20 protein-coding genes and 4 tRNA genes are annotated in these 21,371 nt (G+C 72.7%); 10 read left to right on the top strand and 14 right to left on the bottom strand.

The window, feature by feature from the left end:
- Positions 1-317: 317 nt before the first annotated feature.
- Positions 318-839, top strand: a complete 522-nt coding sequence (locus tag DEI99_RS08635) for a putative immunity protein (RefSeq protein ID WP_349774907.1) — start codon at positions 318-320, stop codon at positions 837-839.
- 18 nt (positions 840-857) lie between these two features.
- Here the strand turns inward: DEI99_RS08635 and DEI99_RS08630 are convergent, their stop codons facing one another.
- Together DEI99_RS08630 and DEI99_RS08625 are read right to left on the bottom strand one after the other, a co-directional pair.
- A complete protein-coding gene (locus DEI99_RS08630) occupies positions 858-1,610 on the bottom strand; it encodes a hypothetical protein (RefSeq protein WP_111042937.1) in 753 nt (250 codons plus the stop codon).
- A gap of 187 nt (positions 1,611-1,797) precedes the next feature.
- Positions 1,798-2,340, bottom strand: coding sequence for a hypothetical protein (locus tag DEI99_RS08625; protein WP_111042938.1), 543 nt, complete (start codon positions 2,338-2,340; stop codon positions 1,798-1,800).
- 176 nt (positions 2,341-2,516) lie between these two features.
- Here DEI99_RS08625 and DEI99_RS08620 point away from each other — a divergent pair, with 176 nt between their 5' ends.
- Positions 2,517-2,702 (top strand): hypothetical protein, encoded by a 186-nt coding sequence (locus tag DEI99_RS08620; RefSeq protein ID WP_111042939.1) that lies wholly within the window; start codon positions 2,517-2,519, stop codon positions 2,700-2,702.
- A gap of 96 nt (positions 2,703-2,798) precedes the next feature.
- On the opposite strand, the gene DEI99_RS08615 is transcribed toward DEI99_RS08620, so the two are convergent.
- The 8 genes from DEI99_RS08615 to DEI99_RS08580 form a co-directional block, all read right to left on the bottom strand.
- Positions 2,799-3,107, bottom strand: coding sequence for a hypothetical protein (locus tag DEI99_RS08615; RefSeq protein ID WP_146247202.1), 309 nt, complete (start codon positions 3,105-3,107; stop codon positions 2,799-2,801).
- Between the two features lie 23 nt (positions 3,108-3,130).
- Positions 3,131-3,466: a hypothetical protein gene (locus DEI99_RS08610; protein WP_111042941.1), complete on the bottom strand. Its 336-nt coding sequence runs from the start codon at positions 3,464-3,466 to the stop codon at positions 3,131-3,133.
- A gap of 80 nt (positions 3,467-3,546) precedes the next feature.
- Positions 3,547-3,903, bottom strand: coding sequence for a hypothetical protein (locus tag DEI99_RS08605; RefSeq protein WP_111042942.1), 357 nt, complete (start codon positions 3,901-3,903; stop codon positions 3,547-3,549).
- A gap of 3 nt (positions 3,904-3,906) precedes the next feature.
- Positions 3,907-5,478, bottom strand: a complete 1,572-nt coding sequence (locus DEI99_RS08600; RefSeq protein ID WP_111042943.1) for an FAD-dependent monooxygenase — start codon at positions 5,476-5,478, stop codon at positions 3,907-3,909.
- Between the two features lie 34 nt (positions 5,479-5,512).
- Positions 5,513-6,118: a TetR/AcrR family transcriptional regulator gene (locus DEI99_RS08595; RefSeq protein WP_181434534.1), complete on the bottom strand. Its 606-nt coding sequence runs from the start codon at positions 6,116-6,118 to the stop codon at positions 5,513-5,515.
- 208 nt (positions 6,119-6,326) lie between these two features.
- On the bottom strand, positions 6,327-6,818 hold the full coding sequence (locus DEI99_RS08590) for a hypothetical protein (protein ID WP_111042945.1): 492 nt from the start codon (positions 6,816-6,818) through the stop codon (positions 6,327-6,329).
- A 181-nt stretch (positions 6,819-6,999) separates the two neighbouring features.
- The gene (locus tag DEI99_RS08585; RefSeq protein WP_111042946.1) at positions 7,000-7,428 is read right to left on the bottom strand and encodes a hypothetical protein; all 429 of its coding nucleotides are present in this window, start codon (positions 7,426-7,428) and stop codon (positions 7,000-7,002) included.
- 52 nt (positions 7,429-7,480) lie between these two features.
- Positions 7,481-7,651, bottom strand: coding sequence for a hypothetical protein (locus DEI99_RS08580; protein ID WP_181434535.1), 171 nt, complete (start codon positions 7,649-7,651; stop codon positions 7,481-7,483).
- Between the two features lie 608 nt (positions 7,652-8,259).
- On the opposite strand from DEI99_RS08580, the gene DEI99_RS08575 reads away from it, so the two are divergent.
- Both DEI99_RS08575 and DEI99_RS08570 read left to right on the top strand, forming a co-directional pair.
- Positions 8,260-8,823, top strand: coding sequence for a DUF3592 domain-containing protein (locus DEI99_RS08575; protein ID WP_111042947.1), 564 nt, complete (start codon positions 8,260-8,262; stop codon positions 8,821-8,823).
- Positions 8,824-8,887: 64 nt separating this feature from the next.
- Complete coding sequence (locus DEI99_RS08570) at positions 8,888-9,808, top strand: hypothetical protein (RefSeq protein ID WP_146247203.1); 921 nt, start codon at positions 8,888-8,890, stop codon at positions 9,806-9,808.
- 244 nt (positions 9,809-10,052) lie between these two features.
- On the opposite strand, the gene DEI99_RS08565 is transcribed toward DEI99_RS08570, so the two are convergent.
- The 3 genes from DEI99_RS08565 to DEI99_RS08555 all read right to left on the bottom strand — a co-directional run bounded on the left by DEI99_RS08565 (position 10,053) and on the right by DEI99_RS08555 (position 10,370).
- A tRNA-Val gene (locus DEI99_RS08565) sits at positions 10,053-10,127 on the bottom strand.
- A 15-nt stretch (positions 10,128-10,142) separates the two neighbouring features.
- Positions 10,143-10,216 (bottom strand) — tRNA-Cys (locus tag DEI99_RS08560).
- An 82-nt stretch (positions 10,217-10,298) separates the two neighbouring features.
- A tRNA-Gly gene (locus DEI99_RS08555) sits at positions 10,299-10,370 on the bottom strand.
- Positions 10,371-10,585: 215 nt separating this feature from the next.
- On the opposite strand from DEI99_RS08555, the gene DEI99_RS08550 reads away from it, so the two are divergent.
- From DEI99_RS08550 to DEI99_RS08530, 5 genes are all read left to right on the top strand, one after another.
- A tRNA-Val gene (locus DEI99_RS08550) sits at positions 10,586-10,658 on the top strand.
- 115 nt (positions 10,659-10,773) lie between these two features.
- Positions 10,774-12,300 carry a DUF3375 family protein gene (locus DEI99_RS08545; RefSeq protein WP_111042949.1) on the top strand — a complete coding sequence of 509 codons (1,527 nt, stop codon included), beginning with the start codon at positions 10,774-10,776 and terminating at the stop codon, positions 12,298-12,300.
- Positions 12,297-13,085, top strand: a complete 789-nt coding sequence (locus DEI99_RS08540; RefSeq protein WP_111042950.1) for a DUF4194 domain-containing protein — start codon at positions 12,297-12,299, stop codon at positions 13,083-13,085. Before DEI99_RS08545 ends, DEI99_RS08540 begins: the two co-directional genes overlap by 4 nt.
- A complete protein-coding gene (locus DEI99_RS08535; RefSeq protein WP_111042951.1) occupies positions 13,082-16,459 on the top strand; it encodes an ATP-binding protein in 3,378 nt (1,125 codons plus the stop codon). The genes DEI99_RS08540 and DEI99_RS08535 overlap by 4 nt, the downstream gene beginning before the upstream one ends.
- Before the next feature lie 344 nt (positions 16,460-16,803).
- Positions 16,804-17,088 (top strand): hypothetical protein, encoded by a 285-nt coding sequence (locus tag DEI99_RS08530; protein WP_284180994.1) that lies wholly within the window; start codon positions 16,804-16,806, stop codon positions 17,086-17,088.
- Positions 17,089-17,242: 154 nt separating this feature from the next.
- Here DEI99_RS08530 and DEI99_RS08525 read toward each other — a convergent pair whose 3' ends face one another.
- Entirely contained in the window at positions 17,243-18,724 is a 1,482-nt protein-coding gene (locus tag DEI99_RS08525; protein WP_111042462.1) for a peptide MFS transporter, read from the bottom strand.
- Between the two features lie 219 nt (positions 18,725-18,943).
- Between DEI99_RS08525 and DEI99_RS08520 the strand changes: the two genes are divergently transcribed.
- Positions 18,944-21,103, top strand: a complete 2,160-nt coding sequence (locus DEI99_RS08520) for an acyl-CoA dehydrogenase family protein (RefSeq protein ID WP_111042441.1) — start codon at positions 18,944-18,946, stop codon at positions 21,101-21,103.
- Positions 21,104-21,371 lie beyond the last annotated feature (268 nt).

Below are 21,371 nucleotides of genomic sequence, written 5' to 3'. Positions count from 1 at the left end.
GAGGCCCGTGGCGGCCCGGCGCCGGGCCTCCCGGCCGACGCACGGGGACGTCGCGAGCCGCGCCGCCTCCCCTGCCGTCGTCAGCCGGTGCGCTCCGCGGTCGCGTCGAAGACCGTCGAGAGCGTGCCGGTGATCGCCCAACCCGGGTCGTCCTGCTCGTCGGAGGGCACGAGCGTGCCCGCCGCGGACGGCCGTGGTGTCGGAGGGGTCCGGGGTCATCGGCTCAGCGTAGCGACGACCCTCGCGCCGACGCGGGTCGACGGTCGACGGCCGTGGTGCTCGGACGCGCGCTGTGCGAGTCTGCTCCCGTGGCATCGGTGCAGACACTCGACGACGACGACCGCCGCGTCCTCGCCGGCTGGGCAGCGACGTGCGCGGAACGCGTCCTGGCCCTGTTCGAGGCCGAGGCCGACGGCGACGAGGGAGCACGCGACGGCATCGAGCGTGCCCGGGCCTTCGCCCGCGGGGAGCTCGACACCGCCGGCGAGATCCGCCGTCGCTTCGTGGCGGGGCGTGCCGCGCGGTCCGCGACCTCTCCGGCGGGCCGTGCTGCTGCGCGCGCGGCCGGACAGGCGGCGGCCGTCGCACACATGGGCGCGCACGCGCTCGGAGCGGCGGCGTACGCGGCGCGGGCAGCGGAACTGGCCGACCCGGCACGCGGCGGCTCGGCGGAACTCGCGTGGCAGGTCGCTGCGATGAGCGAACCCGTCCGTCGTGCGCTCCGGCTCCTGCCACCGGTCGGCACCGACCCGACCGGTCCGCTCGGGCCGGGGCTCCTGTCCTCCGGCGCACTCGGGGCGCACATCGCGGCCGTGCAGGCGAGCCTGCAGGGGTCCTGACGGTGGCGGACGGTCGGCTCAGCGGCTGACGCCCGGGCGGGCGACGTCGACCGCCAGGGTCGTCCGCAGCCGTTCCTCGGTGCGGTCGACGTCGTCGAGCCACGGGATGCGCTGGACCAGCCCCGCCGCGAGTGCCGGCACGCTCCGCGGAGCGACCATCCAGCGACCGAGCGACCGTGTGAGGAACTGCGACTGTGCGTGCCGACTGTGCCACCCGTCGGCGGCGGAGTAGCCGGACTCCCCCGCAGACTCCGCGGCGATCTGCTCCGCGACGACGTGCGCGATGCGCAGGGGCTCGATCGCCGCCGTGACCTGCACGATCCGCACGCGGCTCCGCCAGCGGAACAGCGTGCCGGGCGCGGTGGCGAACGCGGTGGTGACGCCGAACGCCGACCGCACGTCGCGCAGCGAGGGCGCTGCGTCCCGTGGACCGCACGCGCCCGCCGTGTAGACGGTGCCGAAGACGAGGTCGTCGACCGCGGCGCCCGCGCCGGTCCGACCGGCGAGGGACCGGACCGGCTCGAACGGCGTCCGGTCGAGGTACTGGTCGAGCCCGAGCCCGAAGCGTGACCACCAGGGCCGGGGGCGCTGCACCTCGACGCCGAGTTGCAGGACGAGGCTCCGGGGAGCCCGCCGGAGTGCCTCGAGTCGCGTCTCGAGCGCGCCTGCCACGTCGTCCCGGTCGCCTGCCCGCCGATCCGCGAGGTCGTGGCGCGCGACCGTCCGGATGCGTTCGAGCGCGTCCGGGACGGAGCCGGTGCGTCGTGTCATCCCGTGTCGGTCCTTCCCCTGCCCGTCGACGCTACGGGCCGGCACCCCGGTGCCGGCACCCCCAGCACCGGGGACGTGCGGAGCGTCGGCTCACCTGCGCGACCAGCAGGCGGACGGGAGGCCCGTGGCGGCCCGGCACCGTGCCTCCCGTCCGACACCACGTCGCATCGCACGCGCGACGCGTCCGTCAGCACCCTGCCGCTCGCCGCCAGTCGGCGTTCGCCGCTGCCAGGTGTGGGTAGACGACGAGCATCCGCCGTGGGTCGACCTCCCACAGGTCGTCGTCCCACGCCCTGCGGGCGTCGTCCTCGCTGCGGTGGTACTCGGGCAGGTCGCGGAGTCGCTCCGCGACGGTGGACTCGGCGATGGCCGCGCGCACGCTCGCCGTCAGCGGTCGGAGTGCTCCCGCGTCGACGAGCCACTGCACCACGGCGGCCATGACCGCGGTGCCCGGCCCCTTGCCCTTCGTGTCCTCGATGAGCCCGGAGTGGGCGCGACCGGGCACGACGACCCACCCGTTCGTCGCCGGGGCGTCGCCGCGACCGGCGATCTGCCGCCCGGAGGAACGCGAGTCGACGATCTCCCACAGCAGGTACCCCTCGCAGCGGAGGAAGGCGGCGCGGTCGGTGCGGCTCAGCTCCGGGTAGGCGACGGCTGCGCGGCCGGGGTCGGAGGGGCCCGGCTGCAGTGCGACGTTCACCCGACGCCACCAGTCGGCGAGGCGGCTCACGCCGGGACTCCGCGGCAGGGCTGCCGCTGGTCCCGCTCGTCCGGACCGCTGCCGCTTCCCGCCGTGCCGTGGTCGTGCATGGTCCCTCCCCGTTCCGTGGTCGACGGTAGAGGACGCCACCCTCGCGTGCCAGCAGGTCGCAGAGGACTGCTGCGTGGGCGACTACTGTCGAACCCGTGCAACCGTCCAGACGCCGAGGGCTCATCCTGCTCGGTGGCGGGTGCCTCTTCGTCGTGGTGTTCGGCTCGCTGTTCTTCCTCTCCCCGCGATCACAGGACACGTTGATCCCGCAGATCGGTGTCGCGTTCGGCATCGGGGAGATCGTGACGGGGATCGTGCTGCTCCTGCGCTCGCGGCGGTAGCACGCTCACCCCGCCTCGGATCGGCGTTGCTCGGGTGACCCGGGGTCTGCGCGCCGGGCGCAGGAGTCCCCGAGCGAGGAGTCGACCGGGAGCGTGCTAGCGCGCTGAGATGACCAGGCCCTGGACGACGACGGCGACGAGGCCGCCCGGCACCATGACCACCAGCGCGACGGGAGCCGCCCACGCCTGGTGCACCCAGGGGTGACCGCCGGGCCTGGTGCGCGCCATCGCGGCGAAGGAGCACGCGGACACGAGCACCGCCCACGCGGCCGTCATGCAGATGATCAGCACAGGGTGCACGTCCTGGGTCACCAGCGGGTGGATCAACGGCAGGAGGAACATCGCCGGTGCGAGCACGAACCCGATCCGTGCGATGCGCCGGAAGGCGGTCCGGTCACTGTTCATCGCCGCGATGGTCGGCCCGTCGGTCATGCCGACCCCGACGCCAGGTCGGCGACGAAGCCGAGCGTCCCGAGCACGCGTGCGCCGGCGAGGACGGCGGCGATGGCCCCCAGGACCGCTCCCGTCACGGCGGAGCGGATCGGAACGGCGGCCAGCCGCCCGCGGATGCCGACGACGACCGCGGCGACGCCGAGCGCCGTGGTGACGACACCGAGCAGCCCGACGACCGGCACCGCCAGGTACGGGTCGGCGACGGCGAACAGGAGCGGCAGCGCGAGCAGCGGCAGGACGAGCAACACGAGTGCGGTGATGCCGAGCGGTAGTGCCTTCGAGCGGCGCGGACGTCCGGATGCGATGGTCATGGTTCCCCCTGCCGGCACGCTACTGCGCCGCACCTCGGGAGCACCGGTGTCCACCAGCAGGGCGGAACCACGTCCCTCGGTCAGACGAGGAGTCCGACCGTGAGCGCGACGAGACCGACGACGACGAGCACGGTGGGCACCGTGCTGCGGATGCGGTGACGCGCACCGGACCACGCTGCCGAGGCTGCGGCGACGACTGCGGACGCACCGCCGGCGTATATGAGCACGAAGGCTTCCGGGAAGTAGCCGAGCACGTGGGTCGCGAGGCCGGCGATCACGATCACGGACCCCGTGACGGCGTGCACGCGTGCGGCAGCTGCTCCGGGTGTCGTTCCGCGGAGGTCCAGCAGCGCGGCGACGATGCCCCAGATCGCGGCTGTCGAGAGGACCGCGCCGCTGATCGAGATGATCGCGGCGCCGATGACGGTGGCGTCCACGTGTCACGCCCCGATCGTCGCGGCGGCGTTGATCGCAGCGCCGCGCGGTTCCCCGAACCAGGTCCGGAGTGCCGTCCCGACGTCGGTGGGGTCGGTCCGCGACCACGCGACGAAGCCGTCGGGTCGGATCAGCATCGACGGCAGTCCGCTCCCCGGTGCCAGTCCGATGTGGTCGACCCGGTCCGACCAGGGCGCAGCAGCGTCGCGCAGGCTGCCGTCGTCGTCGAGCAGGACGGGACGTGCGGCGTGGAGCAGCTCGGGGACCCGGCGACGGGTGCCGTCGGCGAGGGTGAGCTGCGCGGACGGCGCGAACCAACCGGTGGGGCCGTCGGGATCGGTGGCACCCGTCTGGTAGCGGACGTCGGCGCCTGCGAGCAGGTCCGCGATGCGCTGCACCGTGCCCGTGTCGGTGAGCATCTCGGCGAAGAGGTCGCGGAGCGCCGTGACGTCCGACCCGGGCGCCATGAGCGCCGTCTGCGCCTGCGTCTGCATGAAGACCCGCTGTCCGAGCGGCCGGCGTTCCGACTCGTAGGTGTCGAGCAACCCTGCCGGCGCCGTGCCCGCGAGGTCGGCGGCGAGTTTCCACGCCAGGTTCGCGGCGTCCTGCAGTGCGAGGTTCAGCCCGGGGCCGCCTGCGGCGGAGTGGACGTGGGCAGCGTCGCCGAGCAGGAACACGCGACGGTCCCGGTAGCGGTCGGCGACGCGGGTGTTCCTGCCGGAGAGCCGACGCAGCAGGGTGGGGTGTCCCTGCGCGGGAGGCGCGAGGGCGACACGGACACCGAGGACGCGTTCGAGACTGTCCTCCATCTCGGCCAGGGTCATCGCTGCCCCGTCACCGGGGAAGCTGCCCTCGGGTTCGTCCTCCCACTCCGCGGTGTACACCAGCGGGTGCTCGGGGTCGTGGAGCGCGATCGTCGCGACTCCTGTCTCGGTCCGGTGGAACGCTGCCGCGATCTCGCCGAGTCCGGCGACGCGCACCTTCCCGGGGCCGGCTGCGACCAACACGTCGGTCGGGGCGATGAGCGCCGTGCGGTCCACGACGTGGCGGTCGGTGTTCCCGGGGAAACCGATGCCGGACTGCTTGCGGACGGTGCTCCGCGCCCCGTCGCTCCCGATCAGGTACGGAGCCGACAGCGTGCTCTCGACCTCGGTCGTGGTGTCGACGACGGTGACGTCGACGCGGTCGTCGTGCTGCAGGAAGGACCGCAGCTCGACGCCGCGACGGATCTCCACGCCCAGCTCGGCGGCGCGCTCGTTCAGGACGCGCTCCAGGTCGCGCTGGTTGATGTGCAGCAGGTACATCGGGTTGCGCTCGCCGAGCACGTGCAGCGGCACGGGGAGCGCGCCGAAGAAGAAGGCCGGAGCCGGGGACGGCTCGGCCACCCCTGCGCACCGCTCGAACAGGCCGCGCTGGTCCAGCAGACGGACGACCTGGCCGGTGAGGCCGTGTGCCTTGTCCCACTGGTTGATCGCGGGGAGACGTTCGAGGACCAGCGGGTTCGCACCCGCGAGTCGCAGCTCGCAGGCGACGAAGACGCCCACGGGGCCGCCACCGACGATGAGGACGTCGTACATGAGGAAGAGCCTTTCCGGACGGTGCGGGTGGAGGTCAGACGTGCAGGCGGTCGAAGCCGCTGCCGAGCCGCTGGAAGGCAGCGACGAGCATCGGCTCGAGCGGGCCCGCGTCGCTGCTCGACGCCCAGGACTCCAAGGTGGTCAGCAGGGTGGAGAGCGCTGCCGCCGCGACGGCCGCCGGCAGCGGATCGTCGCGCTCGACACCGAGCCGTGCGGCGATCGCCTGCGCGAGGACGCTGTTCGCGGTCCGGGCGCCACGATCGACCGCGGACTGCATGCCGGGTGTCGCGAGCACGGCCGTGAGGCCGCTCTGGTCGTCCCCGGACGGCCCCACCGCTCGTGCCCGGTACGGCGCCAGCAGGACCGCGGTGACCGCTGCCCACAGCGGCTCGTCGTCCGGGTGCTGTGCGAGGTCGGTCGCCGCCGCCCGGACACGTTGCACGTGGCGGTCGGCGATCGCGTCCTCCTTGCTCGAGAAGTAGTTGCCGAACGTCCGGCGGGACACGCCGACCTGGCGGACGATGTCCTCGACACGGACGTTGTCGAGGCCGCGCTCGCGTGCCAGCAGCACGGTGGTGACGCTCAGTTCGTCGCGGAGTGCCGCCTTCTTCTGGTCGCGGAGCGACGGGGTTGCTGCCATGGACTCACCGTAGCCAGAACTTGCCCAATGCGCAATCATGCCCATTGGGCAAAAGATGATCGACCGAACCGCACCGCCGCTCCCACCACCCCTTCACGTCGCGATGACAGCCAGCAAGTCGGCACGCACGGGTGACGGCGACGGCCGAGGCTGACGACGCTCGGCTGTGGCTCCGCGTCGACCTACTCCCACCACCCGCTGAGGCGGCTCACGTGGTGGGTGCGGTGAAGGGCATCCACGGGTTGGCGCTGACCCGGTCGGCGGTCGCGAGCTGCGGGTAGACAGCCAGCATCGCCTCGGGGTGCACGCGCATGAACTGCTCCTCGAGCGGCGGTTCGTCGCCGCCGACCCTCGCGTGCACGATGCTGTCCGTCAGGAGCGCTGCAGCGTCGGCGGCCGGCATGCTGGTGAGCGCTCCGGCATCCTCGAGCCAGGCTGTGAGGGCGGGAACACGTCCGTCGAACCCGGCCGAGCCTCTCGTGTCGTCGTACCGCTGCTGGTCCGCGTTCCGCGGCCACAACACCCATCGCCAGTTCGCCCTGCCGCTGATGAGGTCCGGACCGTGCACCGCGGCGTCGTCGATGTGGGTCAGGAGTTCCCGCTCCATCTCGGCCCACTGCCCGACCTGCTGCGGCTCCCCGCGGAAGACGTCCGGGTAGGGGATGATGGCGGTTCCCGCCAGATCGCGGACACGCGGCATCGCTCCCCCTCAGGTCTGCCTTCCACCGTAGGGGACGCGGCGACGCCCTCTCGTGAGGCAGAGGTCTCGAACGCTTCGGGTGCGCAGACCGGCATGCGGTGCCTTTCGCTCCTGCCGTCGACGGCGCCGTCGGGAAGGCGTTCGCTGTGGACCACCTGCAGTGATTCCTCCCGAAGTGGGGTCACCTCGACAACAGGTAGAGCCAGTGGATGACGGCCCCGTACAGGAAGAAGGCGGCGAGCCCGCCGGGCACCATCACGATGACGGCTGTGGGTACCGCCCACGTCTGATGGACGCCGGGATGACCACCGGGTCTGGTGTTCGCCATCGCGGCGAACGAGCACGCCGAGACGAGTACCGCCCACGCTGCGGTCATGCAGATGATGACCCAGGCGTGCCACTCGCGAGTCACCAGCGGCACGATGAGCGGCAGGAAGAACATCGCCGGCGCGAGGACGAACCCGATGCGGGCGACTCTCCGGTAGACGGACCGCTTGCGGTTCGCCTCCTCGATGGCACGTTGCGGGGTCTCCTCGTCGGGCCAGGAGCTGGAGAGCGCTCCTGGCCAGGAGTCTGCAGGGAAGGCGTCGCTGTGGGCGGGGTCGAGCACGGGTGCAGTCCTTCCGAGAACGGTCGTGGGGGTGCTGGTCGGATCGAAGCGGTCAGGCCGGTGCAGCGTGGTCCGAGCCAGGGTCCTCGTCGAGCGGGGTGTCCGCCACCGCCGCGGAGGAACAGGCGGAGACGACAACTGCGAACGCCGTGGTCATGCCGACGGCCGTCCACGCTGCGGAGGAGCTGGTGACCGTCAGGCAGACGAGCGGCAGGAAGGACATCGCCAGCGCCAGGACGATCCCGGTGCGTGCGACGAGTCGGTCCGTGCTCCGGGTGCTGCTCGGCTCGGCGGTGGTCGTCGTTCACGTCCTCCCCCGTCGTTCCCCTGGCGGTCAGCGTAGCCCGGTCTGTGCACGGACGGGTCAGCGTCGCGCGTCGAGTCGCGTCGCGTCGCGCGTCGGGTCGATGAGCGTTGCGCGCAGCGCCCGCACGTCGTCCTCAGCACTGGGCGCTGGCGACGTCGCCCTCTGCGTCGAGACGGAGCCATCGGTGATCGCGCGGACGGCGTGCTCCGCGCCGGAGCAGCCCGCGCTGGCCGGAGGGGCCCGTGCGCTCGTGCTGCACACCCAGGGACAGCCGCTCCACGTAGGGTCTGGTGCATGGCCGAGCTCGGTGGATCCGTCGCGGGCGCGTTGCTCCGCAGCAGCGAGGCAGTCGATGACGCTCGACCCGCGGCGGTCGTCCGGGGACCCCGAGGCGCCGGTGCGCGGTTCGCCGCGCTCCGGGCGTCGACGAACCCGCGGGCGCAGCGGCTGACCGTCCTCCGGATGCAGAGGCCGGCGGCGGCTGCTGCCCCGGCCCGGGGACGCCGACAGGAGGAGCAGCGACCATGACCGACCGGGGACGTCCCGCCGGACGCCGAGGCAGCGCCTGGAGGACCATCGCCGCGGGCGCGGGGTTCCTCGCGGCGTTCGTCGTCGCGCCGCTGTTCGGGGCCGTCTTCGTCCTCGGCGCCGTCGCTGGGTTCGTCGCCGACGGGTACCGATCGCACCAGGACGACGAGTTCCGCGCGGTCGCGACGGCCACGACGGGGACCGTCGACGAGGTCGACGTGCGTCACTTCACCGACGGCCTCGGACCGGGCAGGACCGAGTGCGTGCCCCAGGTGACGGGGATGGCGAACGGGAGACCGCACACGTGGGACTCGGTGGACCACGCCGCCTGCGGCGACGTCTACGAGGTCGGCCGACAGCTGCAGATCCTGTACGACCCGGACGACGTCGACCACGCGGTGCTCGCGGACCGAGAGGCCCCAGGCGTGCGCTCGCGCGCCACCGGTGTGCACGTGCAGGTGCTCCTGGTCGGCGTCGCGCTCGCGGCCGTCGGCGCCGGGTGCTGGACGTGGCTGGTCCGCAGCAACCGGCGACTCCAGCGGAAGCGGGAACAGGCGTGAGCCGTCGCCGCGCCCGCGACCGGCCTGCGCATCGCCGGCAGCGCCCCTTCGGTACGGTCGAGGGGTGACGGGGGGAGAACGTGTGCGGCCGGTGACGGTGCGCGGCAAGCGGACCACGCCGGTGGCGTGGACCGCGCTCGGGACCGGTGTCGTGGCCGCCGGGCTGTGGCTGGCGTGCAGCCCCGAGGTGTTCGGCGCCGTCCGGGCGACGCGCGAGTGGACGAGCGGGCTGCTGCTGCTCGTCGGCGCGTTCACACTGTTCCTGTCCGTCGGCTCGCTCCGCACCCGCGTGGAGGTGTTCCCCGACCGTCTCGAGGTGACCCGCGGCTTCCGCCGGACGCAGGTCATCAGCCCCGGCGAACTCGTGCACTTCCGGGCCTCCGGCAAGGGCAACACCGTCATCAGCGCCGCCACCGCCCGAGGCCGCGGCTTCACCACGAACCGGTTCCACCTGCACCACGACGCGCTCACCGACTGGCTCGACCAGAACACCGGCGACGAGTGGACGGCGTTCCGGACCTTCTTCGGCAAGCTGACCGTCCAGGAACACCCGGCGCCCGTCCGGGACCTGCTGTCGATGCTGCTCATCGTCGGCGTCTTCCTCGCCACCCTGCTGACGTTCCCCGGCCTGTCCGTCGCGAACGCCTACGACGCCGCACACCAGGAGCAGGTCACCTGCACCGTCACCGCTGCCGAGGCCGTCACCGTGTCCAGTCGCTCCGTCAGGGGCATCGGATCATCCCGCGCGGGGGTCGGCATCGAGACGTCGGACTGCGGGCGGCTCACCCTGACGCGCGGCGTCTCGAACGACGACCGAGACGACATCGCCCGGGCGTTGAACCGCTCGAAGGGGCCGCACTCGTTCACCGTCGGCGGCGGCTCGTTCTGGTGGCGGGAGCACACGCCGTTCTCCGTGCCGGCACCGACGGTCTACAGCATCGACGACCTCTCCGGAGTCCGGGACGGCCCGACGACGGGCGGGTGACCGACGGCTGCGCTCGGTGGTGCGTCGCAGCGGCGACCAGTGGTCTGCACCGATCCGTCGTGATCGCTGTCGCGGCGTGCCGCGCGGCCGTGTCCGCCCGCGACTCCCTCGGCGAGCAGACGGCGAGCGGCGCGTCCGGGCCGTGTGGGCAGTCCCGTGGTCGAACGACGGGCGACGCGCTCCGCACCGCAGCACCGACGGGTCGGGAAACGACGAAAGCCCCCGGTTACCCGGGGGCTTTCTGTGGTGGGCGATACTGGGATCGAACCAGTGACCTCTTCCGTGTCAGGGAAGCGCGCTACCGCTGCGCCAATCGCCCAGAGGAGTGTGGAACTGGAGGTGGGGACGGGATTCGAACCCGCGTGGACGGCTTTGCAGGCCGCTGCCTAGCCTCTCGGCCACCCCACCATCGAGGTTCACGTCTCCGTGAGTACCCGAACGGTGGGATACCCTCTGGTGAGTCGCGGTCTTCCGGAGAAGACCACACTCGAGCGGATGACGAGATTCGAACTCGCGACCCTCACCTTGGCAAGGTGATGCGCTACCACTGCGCCACATCCGCACTTGTCGTTCCGCTGTCGCGGCGACGACGTAAACTCTATACGCACCGGGGCACTTCCGCCAAAATTCATCCCGTTCACCGGGCGTGTCCCCCGTGTTCATGCGGATCGAGGCCCCTCAGCAGGTCCGTCGGGCGCCGCGCCACACCCGGGGCGCGCGCCGTGTTCGGTGCACCGCCGCAGATCCGCTACTATCGACTCGCACGAACAGTGCAGGGGGCGATTGGCGCAGTTGGTAGCGCGCTTCGTTCACACCGAAGAGGTCATCAGTTCGAGTCTGGTATCGCCCACGTAGCAACAAGCACACCACCGACAAGAGCCCGACGCAGCAGCGTCGGGCTCTTGTCATCTCCCCGGTCCGCAGCACGCGGGCCGGACCACCAGCACGATCGGACGAAGGGGCGCATGACCGACGTCGACCTCGAGTTCGCCCGGGTCCGAGCGGTCCTCGACCGTCCGACCCTGCGGCTCATGTCCCGGCCGACCAGCGCCACGGTCCTCGCCGTGTTCCGCACGGTGTTCGACCGTGACGTGCAGTACGTCCCCGCCGACCGCATGCACCTGCAGGTCGAGGAGCACGTCGCGCGTCTGCAGGCCGCCGGCGCACGCGTCCCCGCCAGCGAGCAGGCCGAGGGCGAGCAGGAGGCCCGACCGAACGGCCGCGCGCTGTGCCGCGAGTGGGTCGGTGCGCAGTGGCTCGTGCGCTCGAACTCCCCCGACGGCGACGAGCAGTACTCGCTGACGAGCCACGCGCTCGAAGCCCTGAGCCTCGTCGACGCCCTGTCGGCCGACCGCGCGCTCATCAGCGAGAGCCGGCTGGCGATGATCGTCGACGCGGTGCACCGGTGGGCGGCCCGCGCCGAGCCCGATCCCGACGTGCAGATCCGCCGGATCGACGCCCAGATCGCCGAACTGCAGGCCGAGCGCGAGCGGCTCGAGCACGGCGACGACGTCGTGGCCGTCGACGACGACCGGATGCGCGACGGGTACACGAACATCTCGGACCTCATCCGCCAGCTGCCGAGCGACTTCAAGCGCGTGGAAGAGGCGGTCGCGACGATGCACCGCTCGATCGTCGAGGACTTCCGGCAGGAGGTCCGCCCCATCGGCGAGATCCTCGACGACTACCTGGCGCGCACGGACAACCTGATGGAGGCCACCCCCGAGGGCCGCGCCTTCGAGGGCGCGTTCGAGCTCCTGCGCGACGACGCCCTGCTGCTGCGGCTCCGCGACGACATCGCGACGATCCTGTCGCACCCGTTCGCGCAGGGGCTCGGCGCGGGCGAGCGGCGGGCCTTCCGCAACACCGTGACGATCCTGCGCCAGGGCATCGAGGACGTCCTCGCCCAGCGCCGCCAGCTCACCGCCACGCTCCGCGACCAGATCGTCGCGCACGACGTGGTGCGCGACCGCGAGCTCGACGCCGTGCTCCGCTCGATCAACCGCGGCCTCGCGACGTTGATGGACCAGGGCGGCGCGCGCGACCGCATCCCGCTGCCGCTCCTGCCGGCGGCCGCCGAGGTCGGCACGCTGCGCGAGCGCTTCTACGACCCGGACGCCGAGTCCGTGCCGCCGCCCATCGAGGAGCCCGACGACGACGTCTTCGAGGACCTCGACGTCGAGATGCTCCGCAGGCACGGCGGGCCGCTCCTGACCGAGCTGCGCGCGGCGCTCCGCTTCGCCGAGGCCGACTCCAGCGTCGACGCGTTCCACGGGCTGCCGCCCGAGCAGCGGCGGCCGGTCGAGCTCTTCGGCCTGGCGCACCTGCTGACGGGGCGCGAGGACTTCGAGTCCGCCACGCACCTCGCCCAGCACCGCACGGTTCGTCCCGACGGCAGTCCCGTCACCTTCCACATGCCCACCGCCGCACTCACCGACGAGCGCACACCGGTCGGCGACGCACACGACGAGCACGCACAGGAGGCACGGTGAGCGACACGACGCCGGCACCGGTCGACGAGACGGTCCCCTACGACGACCCCGCATCCGAGTTGCAGGACGACGAGCGCGACGAGTCCAGCTTCGCCCTCTTCGAGGGCGACGAGGGCCGGCTCGACGAGCACCAGCGGCGGGCCCTGGTGGCGCTGTTGCGGCACTCGTACGTCAGCTCCCGCACGCACCCCGACGAGTGGCGTGCGGTCCTCGATGCCGAGTACCAGCTGCGGTCCCGCCTGAACGACCTGTTCCTCGAGCTGCACGTCGACCGTGACCGCGAGGTCGCCTGGAAGCGCCAGGCCCGGTCGGAGAGCCAGCGCCGCACGTTCCCGACCCTGCTCCGCGACCTGCCGTACACCCGCGAGGAGACGATCGTCCTCGTCTACCTGCGGATGCGCCTGCGCGCCGACGCCCGACCGGGCCCGGACCAGGTCGTGGTCGACCGGTCCGAGATCCTCGGGCACGTGGCGGGCTTCCGTCCGGCGACCGCGACCGACCGCACCCGCGACGAGGGCCGGGTCGCGAAGGCCATCGAGCGCCTCGTGACGGCGCGCATCCTCATCCGCACCTCCGACCCGGACCGCTTCCGGGTGGCGAGCGTCGTCGAGGTGCTGCTCCCCCTGGAGCGCCTGCTCGAACTGGACGCCTGGTTGCGGACCACCACCGCGCAGGGCGAGGCGACCGCCCCGGGCGGCGAGCCGACCGACAGGGACGACCCGGGCCTCCCGGCAGACGGCGAAGCCGAGACCGACACCGACGACGAAGGCGAGACGGAAGCGTGACCGACACGTTCGAGATCCCGGCGCTCTTCGACACGGTCGCGCAGTGGCGCGCCGAGTCGATGCAGGTCGTCAACTGGGGCGGTTTCCACGGCCACCGGCAGGTCGAGCTGTCCGGCACGGCGACGCTCATCTCCGGCGCATCGGGCACCGGCAAGTCCACCCTGATGGACGCCTACCTGGCCGTGATGATGCCGTCCGACGTGCCGTTCAACGGTGCCTCGAACGACGCAACCACCGGCCGCGCGCGCAGCGCGGACCAGCGCAACCTGCTCACCTACCTGCGCGGCAAGGTCGACACCCGGCGCGACCCCGAGTCCGGCGCCCTGCGCGACGTCAACCTGCGCGGCGACGACCAGACCACGTGGGGTGCGGCGGCGGTCACGTTCCGGAACGACGACGAGCGACGATTCACCGTGCTGCGCGCGTACATCGTGCCGAAGCGTGCACGGGGCGTCGGCGACATCCAGATGACCATGGCGACGGTCGACGACACCTTCGACCTGCGCCGGCTCGAGGAGTTCGTGCCGTCGCGGTTCCACCACCTCGAGCTGACCGGCCGGGTGCCGGGGCTCGTCATCCGCGACACCTACCAGGAGCTCGCGTACACCCTGCAGACCCGCCTCGGCATCGGCGACTCCGGCGGCGGCAACCGCGCGATGCGCCTGCTCGCCCGGATCCAGGCCGGGCAGCACCTGCCGACGGTCGACGCGCTCTACAAGTCGCTCGTGCTCGAGACCCCGGGCACGTACGAGGCGGCCGACCGCGCCCTCGCGCACTTCTCGGCGCTGGACGAGGCGTACGAGGCGATGGACACCGAGGAGCGCAAGGTGCGCATCCTCTCCCCCATCACCGACCTGCACGACGAGATCGCGCGCGCGACCGAGGCCGCTGCGGCACTCGACGGCATCGCCACCGGCGCCGAGGTCTCCCCGTTCGCGCACTGGACCGCCACCCGGAAGCGTGCGCTGCTCGACGACGAGGTCGCCCGCAACGCGCGTGAGCGCACCGCGGCCCGCGCCGAGGTCGAGGCCGCCGAAGCCCGGCACACCGCCGTCGACATCGAGCTCCGCGACGCCGAGGCCCGGCTCCGCGACCAGGGCGGCAACGCGCTCGCCCACCTCGAGGACCGCATCGACCGGCTCGGCCGCGAACGCGACGCCGTGGTCCGCACCCGCACCACCTTCGACGAGCGCACCGCCGTGCTCGGGCTGGCGGCGTCGCTCTCGTCGGAAGCCGGCTTCACGAGCGCCCAGCGGGCGTCCCACGACTTCCTCGGGACGTACGCGGAGGCACGCTCGCAGTTGGACGACCGCCGCGACGCCCTGACCCGCGAGGAGTACCCGCTCCTCGACCGCGAGCGGTCCCTGCGCCAGGAGCGGCAGTCGCTCGAGCACCGGCAGGGCGCGATGCCGCTGCCGATGCACGAGGCCCGCCTCGCCATGGCCCGCGCCGCCGGCATCGACCCGTCCGAACTGCCGTTCGTGGCGGAGCTGCTCGACGTGCTGCCCGGCGAGGAACGCTGGCGCACGGCGATCGAGTCCGTCCTGGCCCCCGTCGCCCGGACGCTGCTCGTCGACCAGGACCGCCTGGCCGACTTCAGCGAGGCGATCGACGCGCTGCGCCTGCCGGTGCGCGTGCAGTTCGAGGGCGTGCCGACCGGCCCGCACCTGGACCTCGACGGCGACCCGGCCATGGTCTCCGGCAAGCTCGCCATCAAGCCGTCGCCGTTCAGCACCTGGGTGCGCGAGCGGATCGAGTCGGACCGCACCGACGCCCGCTGTGTCACCTCGGCATCGGACCTCGGCGGAGGCGGACGCCGGGTCACCGAGTCCGGACAGCTGCGCGACGGCCGTCGGGGCGCGCACGGTGACCGCCGGCAGTCGAACGTCATCGGCTTCACGAACGAGGCCCGCGTCGCCGCGGTCGAGCAGGAGCTCGCCTCGATCGCGCAGGACCTCGCCACGCTCGAGGCCCGCCGCACCGACGTCGCGCAGGACCGCAGCGCGCTCGACGTGCTCCGCGCCGCGCACCAGCACGTGGTCGACGTCACGTGGGCCGCGATCGACGTCTCCGGCACCGACGAGTCCCTCGCGCGCCTCGACGAGGAACGGCAGGCACTGCTCTCCGCAGACGACGGGCTGCGGACCCTGCGCTCGGCGGTCAGCCGGCTCCGGGCGTCCCTCGACGAGGCGGCCGACCGCCGGGCCGCCGCACGCCGCTCCGTCACCCGGCTCGACGAGCGGCACGCCGTCCTCGTCGACGGCCAGGACGCCGCCGCCGAGATCCTCGCGCGCTTCGACGACACCCCGGAGTCGCTGCCCGACGACGCGCAGGCGAGGCTGCTGTCCGAGACGTTCGACGAGGTCGGGGCGCCCGACGGCATCGACGGCTTCGACGACGCCACCCGCCGGCTCAAGCGCCGGCTCGAGGAACGGCTGACCCAGGCGCTCGACGGCGCCGCGGCGGCCTCGACCTCGTTGACGCTGACGTTCCAGCGGTACCAGGACGCCTGGCCCGACCCGAACCTCGGCACCGGCGTCGCGTCGTACCCCGATTACCACGCGATCCTCGACCAGATCGTGGCGACCGGCCTGCACGCGCGTCGGAGCGAGTGGCGTCGACGGCTGTCGCAGTGGAGCGGCGAGGACCTCGTCCCGCTCGCCGGTGCCTTCGACCGCGCCGTCGTCGAGATCGAGGAACGCCTGGAACCGGTCAACGAGATCCTGCGGGAGCTGCCCTTCGGCGCGAACCGGGACCGCCTGAAGATCCAGATCCGCCGGGTCACCCGCGAGGACGTCACCGCCTTCCGCCGCGAGCTCCGCGCCCTGTCCGCCTCGGTCGACACCGAGCTGACCGACGACGTGCTCGAGACCCGGTTCCGACGGCTCCGGCGCTTCATGGCGGTCATCCGGCCCGACCCGTCCGTTCCGCGCGGCGGCCGGACCACGCAGCGCGACGCCGTGCTCGACGTCCGCCGGCACATGGAGATCACGGCCGTCCGGTACGACACGTCCGGTGCCGACCTCGGCGTCTACTCGTCGCTCGGCGACAAGTCCGGCGGTGAGACGCAGGAGCTCGTGGCCTTCATCGTCGGCGCGGCCCTGCGCTACCAGCTCGGCGACGAGACCCGGCCGCGGCCCCGGTTCGCGCCGGTGTTCCTCGACGAGGCGTTCATCAAGGCGGACTCGGAGTTCGCGGGCCGTGCGGTCACCGCGTGGCTCCGGCTCGGGTTCCAGCTCGTCGTCAGCGCACCGCTCGACAAGGTCACGGCGCTCGAGCCGTCGATGGAGCGGCTCCTGTCCATGCGCAAGCACCCCGAGACGGGCCACTCCTCCATCACCGAGATCGCCCGGGTGGAGCCCGCCGCCGTCTGACGGCGGTCGGGCGGGCGGGCGGGTCGCCCCGGCTGCCCCGAGGTCGCACGATCTGCCGCCCGGCATCGGCTCGAACGGCCCTTCGCGCGACCTCGGCGCCGTCCACGCGGCGTGTTGCGCGACCCCGGCCCGGCGGTCCCCGCACGGAAGGGCCGAGGCGCACCGGCACCCCCGCCCGACGCCCCGGTTGCCCCGGTTGCCGCGAGGTCGCACGATGTGCCGCCCGGCGGCGGCTCGAGCGGCACTTCGCGCGACCTCGGCGCCTGTCGCGCGGCGTGTCGTGCGACCTCGGTGCCGCACCGGGTCTCCGACGGGACGTCGGATGCGCACGGTACGGTGTTGGCGTGTTCGGACGACGCTCCCCCAGCCCCCGCCCCGACGACCGCCCCGGACTCGGGATCGGCGCCCTCGTGCAGGTGGTCGACACCGACCGCGGCGGCGAGCAGTGGGCCGACGAGCCGATCGGCGTGGTCGTGCCACCGGGCGGCAGCCAGATCGGCGGGCTGCAGCGCACCTGGACCGTCGCGTTCGAGGAGCCCGCATGGACGAAGGACGGCCGCGGCCCCTTCGAGCGCGCGACCGTCCTGAGTCGTCAACTGGTGCCGGTCACGACCGACATCGCGGAGTAGTCCGGGTCAGTACTCCTCGGACCCGCTCTTCATCATGGCGGCGACGGCCATGCAGCAGCCCACGCCGCCGAGCACGCCGACGCCGATGATGATGCCTGCGATGAGTTCGAGCATGGGGTGACTCCTTGGTTGCGAGCGTACGGCTGCACTCAGGTTAGCGGATGCCGCGCATGAGCCTCAGCACCGGCTTGGCGACGAGCAGGAGCACGACGCCGACCGCGACGGCCACGAGTCCGAGCACCGTGAAGTACGGCGCCTCGTGCTCCGGGTCGTAGTACTGGGACAGGACGCCGGTGGCCGCGGTGCCGAGCGACACCGACAGGAAGAACAGCGCGACCATCTGCGTCTGGAACTTGGCCGGCGCGAGCTTCGTCGCCACCGACTGGCCCACGGGCGACAGCAGGAGTTCGGCGAGCGTGAAGACGAGCAGGATCCCGACGAGTGCGAGCAGCGGGGTACCGTTCTCGCCGGTGCCGACGAACGGCAGGAAGAGCAGGAACGCGACGCCCATGATGCCGGTGCCGAGGCCGAACTTCGTCGGGGTGGACGGCTGCCGGTCGCCCAGCCGGGTCCAGAGTGCCGCGAAGACGCCGGAGAGCACGATGATGAAGACCGGGTTGATCGACGTCACCCACGACACCGGCATCTCCGAGCCGAACACGGACCGGTCGAGCCGCTGGTCCGAGTAGATCGTGACGACGGTGAACTGCTGCTGGTACAGCGACCAGAAGACCGCGCTGCCGATGAACAGCGGGATGAACGCGAACACGCGCGAGCGTTCCTGCGGGGTGATCCCGCTCGACAGGATCACGACGAAGTAGCCGATGGTCGCGAGCACGACGACGGCGACCACGACGAGGGGCAGGGTGTCGACGGTCAGCAGACCGGTCAGCACGGCGACGACGACGAGCACCACGGCGACGACCGCCCCCACGACGATGAGCGGCAGCCGGCGTCGGTCGACGGGGTTGGTGACGTCGCGAACGACCTCGGGCAGGTGCTTCCGGCGCACCGCGTACTGCGTGAGCCCGGCGGCCATGCCGACCGCGGCGAGGCCGAACCCGTAGTGGAAGCCGAGCGTGTTCTGCAGCAACCCGGTGAGCAGCGGGCCGGCGAAGGCGCCGAGGTTGACCCCGAGGTAGTACAGCGAGAACCCGGCGTCGCGGCGGACGTCGTCGCGGCGGTAGAGGCCGCCGACGATCGTCGTGGCGGTCGCCTTGAGTCCGCCGGACCCGAGCGCGATGAGCACGAGGCCGACGCCGACCCCGGCGACCCCGGGGATGAGCGCGAGGGCGATGTGCCCGAGCATGACGACGACGGCGCTGCCGAACAGGGTCCGGTCGGCGCCGAGCAGCCGGTCGGCGATCCAGGCCCCGATGATGGTGAACAGGTAGACCGCGCCGCCGTAGGCGCCCATGATGCCGGTCGCGACGCCCTCGCTGATTCCGAGGCCGCCGTTCTTCACCGTGTAGTACATGTACAGCAGGACGATGCCCTGCATGCCGTAGAACGAGAAGCGCTCCCACAGTTCGACGGCGAACGGGGTCGAGAGCTCGAACGGTTGTCCGAAGAAGGTGCGGCCACCCCGATCCGGCTGCTCGGTGCTGGACTTGTGTGACGGGGTGGTGCGGGACATGACGGCCATGATGCCCGCTCGGTCCTGCTTCCGCCGATTCCCCGAGGGCGGCTCGCGTCCGGCCGAAGGGTCAGTCGGTTGGAGGGTTCCCACGACCGGTCCGCGCCGTCGACGCTCGCCCGTTGTGCCCCCGGCACCGTTGTCGAGCGGCACACGGTCGGGCTGTCTAGCGTGGACGGAGCGCCACCGGACACCGCAGTTCCCAGGAGGACCCCGACCATGGTCGACACCGCACCCGCACGTTCCGCCGCCCGCCCCGCTGGGGCCGCCGACCCGACCGACGCCGACGCGGCGCCCGCCTCCGGCGTCGTCACCGAGGGTGCGCCGAAGCCCGACGCGACCGGAGACCCCGCCGGCGGCACGCCGACCGCGGGCACGGACACGGACGTGCAGATCGACGTCGCCGTGGTGCAGCAGCTCCTGCTCGGACGGTGGGCGGACGACCGCCGCACCTCGCGGCGGCTGGCGCTCGACCCGGCGATGCACAAGATCGAGGGGATGGCGTACGCCGACGCGCGCGCCCGCACGCTCGACCAGTTGCGCATCCTGGTCGACGCCGGCGCGATCCAGCGGCCCTACCCCGAGGAGTTCGGCGGCCAGAGCAACCACGGCGGCAACCTCGCCGCGTTCGAGGAGCTCACGACCGCCGACCCGTCGATGCAGATCAAGGCCGGTGTGCAGTGGGGCCTGTTCGGCTCCGCGGTCCACCACCTCGGCACGGAGCGCAACCACCGCGAGTTCCTGCCGGGCATCGTCTCGTTCGACGTCCCCGGCTGCTTCGCGATGACGGAGACCGGACACGGCTCGGACGTCCAGAGCATCGCCACCCGCGCCACCTACGACCCGGAGACGCGCGAGTTCAAGATCCACACGCCGTTCCGCGGAGCGTGGAAGGACTACATCGGCAACGCCGCCCTGCACGGCAAGGCCGCGGTCGTGTTCGCGAAGCTCGTGACGCAGGGCGTCGACCACGGCGTGCACGCGTTCTACGTGCCGCTCCGCGACGCCGACGGGGCGTTCCTGCCCGGCGTCGGCGGCGAGGACGACGGCTACAAGGGCGGCCTGAACGGCATCGACAACGGCCGGCTGCACTTCGACCACGTCCGGGTCCCCCGCACGAACCTGCTCAACCGCTACGGCGACGTCGCCGAGGACGGCACGTACTCGTCGCCGATCGCCTCGCCCGGTCGGCGCTTCTTCACGATGCTCGGCACCCTGGTGCAGGGCCGGGTCTCGCTCGACGGGGCCGCGGTGGTGGCGCAGAAGATCGGGCTGCAGATCGCGCTCACCTACGCCGCGCAGCGCCGCCAGTTCCCGACCGGGGACGGCACCGAGGGCGTCCTGCTCGACTACGGCCGGCACCAGCGTCGGTTGATCCCGCGCCTGGCGACGGTGTTCGCGCAGTCGTTCGCCCACGAGCAACTCCTGCGCACCTTCGACGACGTGTTCAGCGGGCGGCAGGACACCCCCGAGCGCCGTGAGGACCTGGAGACCCAGGCCGCGGCCTTCAAGTCGATGTCGACCTGGTCGGCGCTCGACACCCTGCAGGAGTGCCGCGAGGCCTGCGGCGGCGCGGGCTTCCTCGCCGAGAACCGGCTCACCGGGCTCCGCGCCGACCTCGACGTCTACGTCACCTTCGAGGGCGACAACACCGTCCTGCTGCAGCTCGTCGGCAAGCGGTTGCTCACCGAGTTCCGCGCGAAGGCCCCGAAGGACCCGGCAGCGACCGCGCGCTTCGCGGCGTCGATCGCCGCCGGCAAGCTGGCCGACGCCAGCGGCGTGCGCCGCATCGGGCAGAGCGTCGCCGACCGCGGATCGCTGGCCCGCTCCGTCGCCGACCTGCGCGACGCCGGCTCCCAGCGCGCCCTGCTCGCGGGTCGCGTCGAGACGATGGTCGCCGAGATCGGGATGCGCCTGGCCTCGGCGGGCAAGGACCGTGCCCGCGCGGCCCGGCTGCTGAACCGCTCGCAGCACGAGCTCATCGAGGCCGCGAAGGCGCACGCCGAGCTCATGCAGTGGGACGCGTTCACCGACGCCCTCGAGCAGGTCCCCGAGGGCGACACCCGACGGGTGCTCGTCTGGCTCCGCGACCTGTTCGCCCTCGGTCTGCTCGAGCAGCACCTGGACTGGTACCTGGTGCACGGGCGCCTGTCGGCGCAGCGGGCCCGGGCGGTGTCGGCCGGGGTCGACCGGCTCGTGGCCCGGCTGCGGCCGATCGTGCCCCGGCTGCTCGAGACCTTCGGCTACGAGGACGGGCACGTGCGTGCGCCGATCGCCCTCGGCGAGGAGCAGGCACGCCAGGACGAGGCCGCGGCGTGGTTCGCCGCCGAGGCCGCCGCCGGTCGTCTGCCCGAGCAGGAGAAGAAGCCCCGCGCGTAGCCGCCCGGTGCGGACGGTCCGGCCTGGAGGCACGGGTCGGCTCGTCCCCGCCGGCGCCGCTCCGCCGCGCGCGCGTCCACAGCGCCATGGCCCGGTCGACCCGCACCGGATCCGGTCCGCGCCCCGCCAGCGTCGTCGCGCCCCGAAGAGACGGGGCGCGACCCCCGACGTGGGGCGCGTCCCGCGGGTGCCCGCGGACGCAGGCGCCCGCGCCCGCGCTGCGTCGCGCCGAATCCGGTCCGCGACCAGCCAGCGTCGTCGCACCCCG

This window comes from Curtobacterium sp. MCLR17_036, from assembly GCF_003234445.2.
In the GTDB taxonomy this organism is placed as follows: Bacteria; Actinomycetota; Actinomycetes; order Actinomycetales; family Microbacteriaceae; genus Curtobacterium.
Note: the sequence above shows the minus strand (reverse complement) of the source record. Positions and strands in the feature narration are given on the sequence as shown.